Raw genomic sequence first — 12,399 nt, 5'->3', positions numbered from 1 at the left:
TCCTTCCTTTCTCTTCATTGTCGATAATTTTGTCTGGAAATTTTATCTTAGCTATATTCACTTTTATCCGATATTTTATCATTTTCATAGTTAAATCCTTGTTTTGATATATTTTCAATTATTTTTTAGTTTTTTTTGTAAATTTTTGTTAAATGTCGTTTGAGTTAAATTTTTCTTTATAATTCTTACTATTATAATATAACATTTTGAAGATTTTTACAAGAGAAAAGTCTCTTGGTTACTAGGTTTTCTGTGTTTTTTTGTAAATTATTAACTCGTTTTTTCGTTTTTTTCTTAAATACTTTAGTGAAACTAGGTTATTTGCCAATACTCTTTTATATTTATTTATAATTTACTTTGTTTTTATAAATATATAGTATAAATTTATATCAAATTTCCCGAGGAAATAATTATAAATAATAGGCCATAAATAATCAAAAATATATCAATCTAAGATTAGATTATTAAGAAGAGGGCTGGATTTTTCCTAGCCCCCTTCTTCCTAATTTCATTTGTTATCTATTAATCTGCTTCTTAGGTTCAAGGATTGAAGATATCTTATAAAGATTGGAGTATAGACTTTTTGTGATGATTTTTTCTTTGATGGTTGGGAGTTTTCCTTCTTGTCTTTTTTCTTTTCGTCATCTTTTTTATCTACTTTTTCGTCTGTTTTCTTGTCGGTTTTTTCATTGGTTTCTCCCGCCTTGGTTGGATTCTTAGCTTCATTTTTGTTATCTATTTCAATAACACTTTTAGCGTCTATTTTTCCATCAACTTTGGCTTTATCATCTGGCTTGGATGCTTTGTCATCCTTGGCCTTTTCATCAGTTTTTGTCTCGTCTTTTGGATTTATTTCTTCTTTTGTTTTAGAATCTTCTTCCTTGTTTGGTTTTTCTTCTAAGTTCTTTTCGTCCTTAGGCTTGTTTTCATTTTCAGCCTTTGCCTTGTTTGGATCTTCTTTTTGATCTCCAGGTTTCCCTTCGGCTTTTGCGTCGTCTTTTTCGCCTATTGTCACTGTTTGGACTTTCTTAATGGCTTCATTTAGCTTCTTTTGTAAGTTCTTAGAGAAATTCCTTTCGCTTTCTAGCGGAGAATCTTTTGTTATGTCTGAGATTATTGATAATGGTGTAAGTTTGCCCAGATTTAGGACTACCTTATCTCCTCCTCGGCCCACAATTGGATCAGAATCATTATCTACTAGGATTATTTCATCTAGTTCTATAAGTTGTTGATTTGCCTTTGTGCCTAGGGCCTCAGCTTCTTTAACAAGTTGAGCTATTCTCTTGTATTCTTCTTTGGCTGCTTCTGGATCACTTGCTTCAAGGGCTGCCAGACTATCTAGTTCATAGTCTAGGAGCGCTTGCTGGATGAGCTCATAGATGTCTGATGTGACTTCCCTGAGTTCTTCAGTAAGTGCCTTGATTTCTCTATTTTCTTTTTCTATTTCTGCATTAATCTCTACTACAGATTTTTTCTTTTCTTCTGGCTTTTTATTTATTGGCATAAGTGAATTTTGGATTTGCGCCAATGGCGAAGCCATAATAGCTCCATTGTCCATCAAGCCTTTAAGTTTTGCATTTTGCTTGCTGATGGCTTGGGATAAGCTCATCATTTCAAGAGTTTCTGAGTCTATATTTGGATATAGCTTTCTAAGAGAAGCTTTTTCCGTTTGGATAAGTTTTTCCATATTTGGACTTAAGACCCTGTTTTGGTTTCCCTTCTTATTTATTAGGCTCGCTAGGGAAACTTCTGCCTTGCCTTCTTGTGTGAAATCTAGGTCAAAGGCTGTGATTTCGGCATCCTCGATAGGATTTGTTGTGTCTGTTTTTTCTCTTAGGTCAAATCTTAATAAGGAATTTGCTGGAAGTTTAAAATCTCTTGGATTGTCTATTTCTACCTGTTTTGCTTCCTGGGTGTTTGGATCGACATAAGTCGCCACTAGTTTATATGGACCATAATCAAGTTGGCTTGATTCCAAATAATCTGTAAGATTTTTCTCCTCGTCTGTGTCGTTTAGGAGGATTTTTGTAAATGGAAGACTTGCAAAAGGATTTTCCTTAGTTTGGTCCAAATAGGTCGCTTCCCTATTTTCCCCATCCCTTGCTATAGCGAAACCCTTGTCTTGGTCTTTTTCAACCTTTGCATCAAGCTTGCCAAAAGTAGTTTTGCCCTTGCTTGTAACTGCGTAATATAGGGTATAATCGCCAGCTTGGTCTTCTTCCCCAAGATTTACTTGGGCATTGACAATGCATTTATCTTTTATTTGGGTATTAATCCTAAAACCATAAACGCCATTACCTGCGATTTGTTTGCAAGATTCTGCCATTTCTTGACCTGCTTGGATGGCTTTTCCATCAGCTATAAAATTATTTAGGTCAAATTTTTTAACCTTGCCATCTTTTAGGGCAAATATTGAAATTGTGTAGTCTTCAGGGGACTTGTTGCCTTTTATTTCAAAGGTGTAAGAAAGTTCTCTATCACTGCCCTCTTTGAAATCTACTTGATGAGCTTTTACATCAATCTTATCTTCAATTTCTTTGCCTTTCTGACTTATGTAATTTATATTCGATTTAAAATCTAGTTGAGCTTTGTATTTAGTGTTTACAATAGTCTGTGAATTACTTAACGGCTGTGTTTGTGGGTTGTTTGCCGATTTAACTTCTATTATATTTGTCGGATTTTGTGCAGGACGCCTATCTTCCATGTTGACTTCATCACCACTTATAAGTTCAGTGTCTGCCTTTTCTGTTAGGCTATCAACAGGAGTAAGATTCATCTCATCAGCATTAGCATTTAGAGGAAAAGCTAAAGCTAGGGCTAGAGAAAGGAGTCCATATCCTAAATTGTTTTTTCTGATTTTCATAGTTTCCTCCGCTTACCTATATTTTATCACATTTCAAATTATTTACAATAACTATTTTATATTTGTTAACTATTAATGATTATTTCTAAAAAAATCTTAGTTATTTCATACACTTGCTTGCTTCCCTAATGGTTAGAGGGGCTAAGGCCTTTGATTCTTCATCCAAAAAAGAACCAACCCAGGCCGGATTAGTTTTGGAATATTCTCTCAGGGCCCAGCCTATGGCCTTGTCTATAAAAAACTTTTCGTCCTTGTCCTTAACAGGGATTTCTAGATTAATTTTTATAATTTTTGCCAAAAGGTCAGGGTCAGTTTGGTCTTTATATTTTCTTTGGTGGCCAATAGCAATTCGCCTGAGCCAAAAATTGTCACTTGTGGCAAGATCTAGGATTTTTTCTTCAAAAACTTTGTCCCCATGTCCAAGCCCACCTATTACGGAATCGATATTGTCGATAGTATCCCACCATGGGCGGATTTGTGCAAGATCTACTAGGTTTTCAAAATCACCTATTGTCAAAAGATGGCTTTGGGCCTTCAAAAGATCGAGGCCAAGGTAGTTTATTTCCCTATATTTATTTGAAAAAAGGCCGGTCAAAAGTGTCCGGTCAATAGATTTCGCTTTTTTACCTTCCTTTATAAAGGCCTTTGATAAATCTCGCCTGAGCCCTGCAGGCAGCCCATAAAAATCAAATTTATTTCTCATATAGGCCGACATCTTTTTTGCCCTTTCTGGGTATGCATGGCTTTTATAAATATTTTCTATTTCATTTATGGTAAACATTTTAGAAATTTTCTAGTCTGATATAGCCTGTAGGGCCGTAAATCGCCCAGTTTGTTGACCTTAGAAGGTCTGCACCGAAAACAACTTGGATGTCAGCTCCCTCAAGGGCAGGCTCAATTTGTGGTGAAGCAAGCCTTACTTCCTTATTATCATTTGTGAAAATAAAGCGGCTGAGGTTTGCAATGTCGTCAAGAGATTCCCCAAGCATGGTAAGGGTCTCTTTTACTTCCTTGTCAGAGTCAATCACCTCTTTGGCTAGGCTTGGCGAAAGGATGGTCACTGGCCTAGATGTGTCGATAGCTGCCTTTATAATCCTGTCATTAAAACCAATGTTTATGATTGGTTGGTTGGTCTTTTCCTTATTAGGTTCCATAAAGACTGAAGTTTGGACTTCAAAACGGCCCTCTTTTGGATTGGCCCTCCAAGCAAATTGTGAAATCACATTCCAACCTAGGACCATATCGCAATCGTTGGTATTACCCATTGGATCAGCGCCAAGGTCAAAGGTAGAATCTTTCGCAACTAGGACTGGAACCTTATTTAATTTAAGCCCACCGATTAATAATTCAGAAAGAAAAGCCCTCTTGTAGGTCTTTTTGTCATCTATGTAGTCCTTATCTAAATAATCTATATCAAGACCAGCCGCAAGGGACTCCTTGATCATAGTATTGCCCCTGGTATTAAACATGGCAATAAGATTCTTGTGATTAGAAGCAAGACCAAGGTAAATAAAATTAAAAAATGTATTGTCAGCAACTGGAACTAAAGAAAAATCCATATAAACTCCTTTTTTTCTTTTTATTTCTTTTATTATACCACAATATTTTTTCACTAGGTGAGTCTATTAATCCAGGATTAACATCTTTTTTTCTTCAATCCGAGATTAACTGCATCTTATAATTTTTTTCAGTCATTGACATTACTGCTCCGTAACTGGGGGAGCCCCAAGGGACCTTCCGCAGGGTCCCTCACTGGGTTCCCCCAGACCCCCTTTCCGCTACACCCCCGAGCGGCTCCTTATGCGGAGTGCGAAACCAGTAGTTTGACTACGGCAAACCTCTTTAATAGAGATAATAACCTTGTATAAGCTTATGTTTTTTCCTAACTGATTCCTAATCCACGAAGCCCTAAAAATCGCAAACTCGCTTACGCTCAAACATGCGATTTTTTAACGGGCTTCTTGATTAGAAATCTTTGCCTGATAAATAGGAGAATTGGTCTCGAAGTTCCAGATTTTGCAGGGCTCGTTTGGCTTCGCCAAACTTTGCTAGATGTGTTTTGCATTCTAAAACAAAGAGTTAAAAACTTAAGACCATGAATTTTAAAAGCCCAAGACTCCGTTAAGAAAATTGCACTGACAGCTTTTTACAAATAGAAATACAATAGATACTGTGAACTTATTTTTAAATGAATAGCACAAGTCAGACGAGATTGCAATTTTTAGGAGGCTTGGGATTTTAAAAGTTTAAACAAATATCATTCCTAAACGAGGACTCCTCCATACCAACACGTTTGCCGAAGGCAAACTCCTTTTTCCCCGCGAGGGGTCGCCCGGAGGGGGTAACGGAAGGGGGTTTAAGGGGGACCCGATGGGGGAACGTGCGAAACGTTCCCCAGGGGTCCCCCTTTTACGAAGATTCAACTGTAAATAAAATTATCACATATAAGATAGATAGCTTATCTCGGATAAGAAATTAAGGAACGTAATCTTTTTACAATTAACGCTCCTATTCGTCACGTCACTTGTAAAAAATTACATAAGGTTTTTCATAAATTTTTGCTGCGGTGCTTTGCACTTTAGAAATTTTGAAAACCGTAAAAACTTTGCCTACAAAGTTTTTACTACCATTAATCTTGGATAAGAAAAACTCTTTGACACTGGTAATTTTGAAGGTATAGTTTAGGAAGTTTAGGATAAAAAAAGAAAGGAATGTTTATGAATTCAGAAAAGAAAATCTATCACATTGATGAAAAGGTTCCAGCTAAGCTACTTTTGCCTCTTTCTTTGCAACATACTTTTGCAATGTTTGGAGCATCTGTTTTAGTCCCTATTTTATTTCAAATTAATCCAGGTATTGTTCTTTTAATGAACGGGATTGGTACCTTATTATTCATCTTAATAACAAAAGGCAAGGCACCGGCTTATTTGGGTTCTTCATTTGCATTTTTGGCACCAGGAACTGCTATTATTGCAAAACAAGGATTTGAATATGCGCAAGGTGCCTTTGTTGTAGTCGGAATTTTAGGTTGCATCATGGCCTATATCATCTACAAATTTGGCACAAGTTGGATTGACGTTGTCCTTCCACCAGCTGCCATGGGTGCAGTTGTGGCCCTAATCGGTTTTGAGCTTGCGGGCAACACCGTCACAGGCGGAGCAATCGGCGCAAATCTCATGACAGATACAGCCCAAGCCAAGGACTTCATAGTTTTTGGAATTACCCTTCTCACAGCCATCATAGGATCTGTTGCCTTTAAGGGATTTTTCTCAACAATCCCAATTCTAATTGCAATCGTGGTTGGCTATATTTCAGCAATATTTTTTGACATGGTTGATTTCACACCAGTTTTGGAAGCGAAACTTTTTACCATGCCAAACTTCCACATGGCAAAGTTTAGCTTAAATGCAATTTTAGCCATGCTCCCAGTCCTCCTTGTTATCACAAGCGAACATATTTCCCACCAGGTTGTTACATCAAATATTGTAAATAGGGACCTACTCACAGAGCCGGGTCTTCACAGGTCAATCTTTGCCGACAACTTCTCTACAGCCCTATCAGGTCTTGTTGGAGGCGTGCCAACAACAACCTACGGCGAAAACATCGGCGTTATGGCTATTACTGGCGTTTACTCAGTCCAGGTTATTGGAGGAGCTGCCGTTGTATCAATCATCATGGCCTTCTTTGGCCCACTTGCAGCCTTCATCTCAACCATACCAGGTAACGTAATCGGCGGGGTCACCTTCCTCTTATATGGCATGATCGGTACCAGCGGCATCAGGCTTTTGGTAGACGAAAAAGTCGACTATTCAAAATCAATGAACCTAGTTTTGACATCAGTAATCTTCATTGCAGGTCTATCAGGCCTAAAAATTCAATTTGCTTCTATAGAGCTATCAGGCATGGTCCTCGCATCTGTGGTAGCAGTAATCTTGTCAGGATTTATGACAATTTTAAAGAAATTAAATCTTACAAATGAATAAAAAAAGGCCCCTGTGGGGCTTTTTTTGCTATTAGAAAAATCTTAGTTTTCTAATTAAGGATAAATTAATGAAAAACTAAGTAAAAATATAGGCATAAAATAAAAAATAAGCGGAATGCTAATCTTCTATTAATCCTGCATTCCGCTCAAATCCTTATTATTAAATTTCTAAACCATTTATGCCAAAGTCTTGGCTTTTATCTCTTAATAAAATTATTTTTCCTAAAAACCTAGATAAAACCTTGCAAATAAGGCTGCTGCGATAGCTCCAAAATATGGAGCAAGACCTGGAATCATCAAACCATATTGCCAATCATTATCTGTTTTGTTTTTGATTGGTAGAAGGCTATAAGCAAGTCTTGGACCTAGGTCTCTGGCTGGATTCATAGCAAATCCTGTAGGACCACCTAGGGCCATACCGATTGCCCATACTAATAAGCCCACACCTATTGGCACAAAATCTGGTTGGTTTTTTACAAGACCTAATATTGATGATAAGAAGATAAAGGTTGCAAAAAACTCTACAAAGAAGTTTCTAGGAAGGTTTCTAAATATAGGGTTTGTTGAAAATATATTTCTTACCTTTACTGGGTCGACGTCTAGGGATGAATCAAATTGATCTTTGTATAGGACGTAGCAAATCAAAGCTCCGAAACATGCGCCCAAACATTCAACTATAACATATGGTATAAAATAAGTCCAAGGGATAAGGCCTAGGATTGCTTGGCAAAATGCCATAGCTGGGTTAATGCATACGTCACCAAATATTACCAAAACTATAGTAATACCAAAGCCCCATGTTGTAATTGCAAATAAATGGCCTGAACCTTGGTATTTAGTCTTGTTAAGCACCTCATCACAGTGAACGCCCACACCAAATATTATCATAAGGGCAGTTCCTAAAAATTCTGCTATTAATTTTGAAATCATATTCGCTCCTTATATATTAATCTTCAACAACTACGCCCAAACCATCTGGAATAACTACTACTTTAGCATCATCGCCCATTATATCAAAGGCTAATTTTAAAGCATCATCCATAGTTCTTGCTAATTGCATGTGTAAGTCAGTAACAAGTTTTTCGTCTACTTTATCAGATACCAATATTACATGATAATGAGAAAGGATACGGGCGAAAATTTGAGAAGTCCATTGGTCTGGCACAGTATCAAGCCTTGGTGTGTTAATTGCCATTTCTTCAAATTCTCTAGCTTCTTTTACATCGGCAATATTGTGATAGAAACCTTCACCACCGTGACCATCACCACAAGCACAACAGCTAATAATTACTCCGCCTTCTTTAACAGTTGCTTCTGCTGCTGTCATACCCTTTACAGCTTGGTAAATATTTTGATCAAGAGGAGCTCCACCATTTGTTGTAATAGCTATATCGCAGTCAATCTTTTTGACGCTGGCAAGTTCTCTTACAAAATCGCAACCAACCTTGTGAGCTTCTTCCATATCACCTGCAAAGGAACCGATAATTTCATGTTTACCATTCAATACAACATTAATAATGAAGGCAAGATTTGCTGTTCTTGCTGCATAAACCATATCTTCATGGATTAAATTGTGTTTTAGGTTTCCAGTTCTTGAATTTTTATCATCTATAAATTCACCGCTGTGGTTAGCCATGATTGTCTTATAGGAAGCAACCCCTGGCAAAACCGCCTTTCTTCCGCCAGAAAATCCTGCGAAGAAGTGAGCTTCAATAAAGCCTTCAGCAATCAACAAATCACATTCCGCAGCAATTTTGTTGATTATGCAAGCTCCGCCACTTGGAAGAGTGCCGATTTCTTTCATTGAGCTATCATCTGTTGATACGTGCATCACGATTTCTTCGTTGTCTACAATTTCTTGACCGTATTTATTTATCAATTCTTCCCTAGTTGATGGGCGGTGGAAGCCTGTTGCTACAAGGATACGGATGCGAGCATCTGGGTTAGCGCTGCGGATTCTCCTTAGTAAAATAGGTGTAATAATTTTTGATGGCACAGGACGAGTATGGTCTGAACTGATGATTACTATATCTTTTTTGCCAACAACAAGTTCTTCAAGACTCTTTTGTCCGATTGGATTATCTAGAGATTCTTCAACCAAGTCTTCTTGAGACTTTTCTGCAACAAAGTGAGTTTGTTGACCTTCTAGTTTTCCTGCAAAGTTTTTATCTTCTAATGCGACCTCCATGCTTGTATGATCGTAAGGTACATTGATTTTTATCATTTTAACATCTCCTATTGTATTAATAATTATTCAACAGGTAGATTATAACATCAAAAATCACCAATATCAAGGGCATTTTTATTAATTTTTGTACGTATAAATGGATAAATTCTAAGACCCTCTAAATTCCAAAAAGTAAAACGTTTTTTGTAATTAAGGGATTTATAACCAATGAATTATATGTATTTTTTATAGTAATTTGAAACTATATGCAAAATTAATCTATGCATTAATATGCAAAAAAATTAAAATTTAGATAGAAAAGTCAAAAATAAGATTCCTCGTTAAAACCTTACGGTTTCTCTGTCGGAATGACAGATCTTAGCTAGCCCACAAATTTCCCAACAAAAAAATCCGGCCAGATGACCGGATTTTTTAAATTTCAATTTTTATTTCAAGTCTTCACCATTAAAGGCATCTATGAAGTCGTCTTTGGCTCTGTTGGCCTTTTCTTTTGCGTCTTTTACAGTTTCTTCTACTTCTTTTTGGTTTTTCTTTAGAAGATATGCACCAGCACCTATCATGAAGGCTGCCTTAGCAAGTCTAGAAATAATATTTGGTTTGTTTTTGTATTTATTATTAAACATCTTTTTCCTTCTTCCTTTGTTTTGAACGCTTTTTCTAGCAAGGTTTGAGGCTAGGTCTTTTGTGCCTTTTGCAACAATTATTTTCTTTAAAAGTCCCATAAGAACCTCCTTCTAAAAGTGTCTAATACTTATATACCCCAAATTAGTCTTCTCTAACAAGTGGCATTGACATACATCTTGGGCCGCCCCTACCTACTGTTAGGTTAGAAGAGTCAAGTTTTAATACTTCAAAGCCTTCTTTTTCCAAAACGTCGTTTGTGACATTGTTTCTATCGTAAACTACTACCTTACCTGGAGCGATGGCAAGGGTGTTTGATCCGTCTGTCCATTGTTCACGAAGGGCTGCTATTGGATCGCCACCGCCACATGGGATTAGCTTGACATGGTCAAGGCCAAGAGCATCTTTTAAGAGGTCTTCTAGGCTCTTGTCTAATTGTTCAGATACAATTTCTCCATCCCTTGCAGTAAATCTGTAAGCATGGAAGGTGGACATAATGCCTGGATGATAGGTAAAGGCATCGTGGTCAATTTGTGTAAATACAGTATCAAGATGCATGTAGGCTCTTTCTACTGGGATATTTACAGCAAGAACTTCCTTAACTTCATTATCGTCAGCCAAGATTAGATTTGTAGCTAAGGTCTTGATTGATTCAAGCTCTGTTCTTTGGCTGATACCAACCATAACAAGGTTTTTATTGATATTTAAAATATCTCCACCCTCTATAGAGTGGCCAGTATTTCTACCGTAGAAATCCCTTGTTCCGCCGTATTCCTTGTGGTATTTAAAGATATAATCAGCGTAGATTGTCTCCCTACGTCTGGTTACGGTGTGCATGCAGTTAATAGAAACGCCATTAGCTATTGAAGAGAATGGATCCCTTGTGAAATAAAGATTTGGCATAGGATAAATTGCTGTATAAGCTTCATTAGAAACAATTTTATCAATGTTTTTGAAGCCGCCAATTTCCTTAAGTGTAATACCAGACATAGTTTTTTCAACAAAAGCCTTGGTATCCTTAATTGACTTAAGAAGAGCCTCGCTTTCCTTGTAAAGGTTTTCGTTCTTGATATTAGCTTCTTTTAGATATTGGACCAAAAATTTGTCACGAAGGCCTTCATTAGCGTCAAGAGTCTCAGCCATAAGGTCTTCAAGATAAACAACCTCAGCCCCATTATCCCTTAAGATTTTTGCAAAGTCGTCATGCTCAGCCTGGGCCTTAGCAAGGTCAGGAATGTCATCGAATAAAAGTTCCTCAAGCAAGAAAGGTGTAAGGTTTAGAAGCTCCTCACCTGGTCTGTGAAGCATAACTTTTTTCAAAGTCTTGATTTCATTGTTAACGTTTACTTTTACCATAATCTTCTCCTAAATAATTTTCTGAAAAAAAGGACCGATGTTGGTAAATCTACCAACAAAAGTCCTTATTATCAACCAGCAACTTTGCCAGTATCTTTAAATTACGTTTTCCTGATATAATTATAACACTAATCTCTAAGCTTTGCAACAAATATTGTAAAAAAAGTCAAAGTTTTACACGATTTTTTTAAAAAAATAATATGAATCCCCAACTCCCACGCTCATCCCGACAGAAAAGTCCGAAGGACTTTGACGAGAGACCGTATATATTGGGGAGCAGAATATTCGAAGAGCGCCTTCCAAAATCCCCAAAAGAAAAACCCAAGGTCCTAAAACCTTGAGTTTTTCAAGAGAGGTAAAATAAGTCAAATCTTACTTATCTTCTTCCTCGTCTTCTTTTTTCTTTGTCGCAAATAATCCTGCTAGAGCAGCGCCTGCTAGTCCTGCTAAACCACTAACAGAGCCAACGCCTGTTTTCACATTCTTAGCACCTGCTAGGTTGCGTCTGTCCCTACTTGGTTCTTGATTCATTTGCTTATTACCCTTAAATGGATCTTGGGCATGAGATTTATCCCTAGAAGGAATCACAACAGATCCTTTCTCAACCTTCTCAACTAAACTCTTATAAGGAATACTTGTCTCAAAACCGTCATCATAGGTTAGGACAACATTACCCTTATCGTCTATTTCAACCTTCTTTGCATCTGGATTAGCCTTCTTAACCTCATCGATGATTTTATTCTTTTCATCATCAGTTAACTTGCTATCATCCTTAACCTTAATCTTGTCATCTGGAATATTTGGTTTTCTGTCATTCTTACCATCAGTTTTTCCATCGGTCTTATCATCAGTCTTTCCATCTTCCTTGTCACCATCAATTGGATTTGTAGGTGTACTTGGAATAGTAATTCCACCTGTTGAGCCACCAGTGCTACCTGGTGTTTTTGGAGCCTTGGCATCAGCTGTTCCAGCTTTTGATTCATTGCCTGATTTATCTTTAGCTTTTGCACTTACTTCTGTACCATCTTTTACCTTGTCGGCTGGTATTATAATATTTCCTTTTTCGTCAACGCTTAGACCGCTATCGGCTGGTACTGTCCATTTGCCTGTTTCTGGGTCTTTTGTTGCTGTAACTTTTACTGGTGTGTCTGAACCTTCTGGTGTATATGTTACTTCAACTTCTTTTGCATTTGCTGGTGGAGTTACTGTTACGCTTCCATCATCGTTTGCTTTTACTGTTGGTGCAGCTGGTTTTTCTGTTGATGGGGTGGTTGCAGTTGCTTTTGCTGGATCGGATTCTTTGTTTGAATCGTCTTTAGCTTTTGCACTTACTTCTGTACCATCTTTTACCTTGTCGGCTGGTATTATAATATTTCCTTTTTCGTCAAC

At 37.2% G+C, this 12,399-nt stretch carries 8 protein-coding genes and 1 pseudogene; 1 reads left to right on the top strand and 8 read right to left on the bottom strand.

The features are described 5' to 3' along the window. Positions 1–508 precede the first annotated feature (508 nt). The 3 genes from AC1EJ5_RS09070 to AC1EJ5_RS09060 form a co-directional block, all read right to left on the bottom strand. The gene (locus tag AC1EJ5_RS09070) at positions 509–2,863 is read right to left on the bottom strand and encodes a hypothetical protein (RefSeq protein WP_479815799.1); all 2,355 of its coding nucleotides are present in this window, start codon (positions 2,861–2,863) and stop codon (positions 509–511) included. A 100-nt stretch (positions 2,864–2,963) separates the two neighbouring features. Further along, a complete protein-coding gene (locus tag AC1EJ5_RS09065) occupies positions 2,964–3,644 on the bottom strand; it encodes a DNA alkylation repair protein (protein WP_479815797.1) in 681 nt (226 codons plus the stop codon). A 1-nt stretch (position 3,645) separates the two neighbouring features. Next, entirely contained in the window at positions 3,646–4,422 is a 777-nt protein-coding gene (locus tag AC1EJ5_RS09060; RefSeq protein ID WP_479815795.1) for a hypothetical protein, read from the bottom strand. A gap of 1,158 nt (positions 4,423–5,580) precedes the next feature. Between AC1EJ5_RS09060 and uraA the strand changes: the two genes are divergently transcribed. Then, positions 5,581–6,846, top strand: a complete 1,266-nt coding sequence (gene uraA, locus AC1EJ5_RS09055) for a uracil permease (protein WP_311479879.1) — start codon at positions 5,581–5,583, stop codon at positions 6,844–6,846. A gap of 221 nt (positions 6,847–7,067) precedes the next feature. Here the strand turns inward: uraA and larD are convergent, their stop codons facing one another. The 5 genes and pseudogenes from larD to AC1EJ5_RS09030 form a co-directional block, all read right to left on the bottom strand. Next, positions 7,068–7,775, bottom strand: a complete 708-nt coding sequence (larD, locus tag AC1EJ5_RS09050) for a D/L-lactic acid transporter LarD (RefSeq protein ID WP_223417938.1) — start codon at positions 7,773–7,775, stop codon at positions 7,068–7,070. A gap of 16 nt (positions 7,776–7,791) precedes the next feature. Further along, a complete protein-coding gene (gene larA, locus AC1EJ5_RS09045; protein ID WP_479815793.1) occupies positions 7,792–9,069 on the bottom strand; it encodes a nickel-dependent lactate racemase in 1,278 nt (425 codons plus the stop codon). Between the two features lie 389 nt (positions 9,070–9,458). Then, positions 9,459–9,755, bottom strand: a complete 297-nt coding sequence (locus AC1EJ5_RS09040; protein ID WP_311487324.1) for a hypothetical protein — start codon at positions 9,753–9,755, stop codon at positions 9,459–9,461. Between the two features lie 43 nt (positions 9,756–9,798). Beyond that, a complete protein-coding gene (locus tag AC1EJ5_RS09035) occupies positions 9,799–11,010 on the bottom strand; it encodes an arginine deiminase (RefSeq protein WP_479815791.1) in 1,212 nt (403 codons plus the stop codon). A gap of 372 nt (positions 11,011–11,382) precedes the next feature. After that, a pseudogene (locus AC1EJ5_RS09030) lies at positions 11,383–12,399 on the bottom strand (hypothetical protein); the annotation flags it as partial.

This window comes from Anaerococcus sp. C0059F3, from assembly GCF_056590475.1.
Note: the sequence above shows the minus strand (reverse complement) of the source record. Positions and strands in the feature narration are given on the sequence as shown.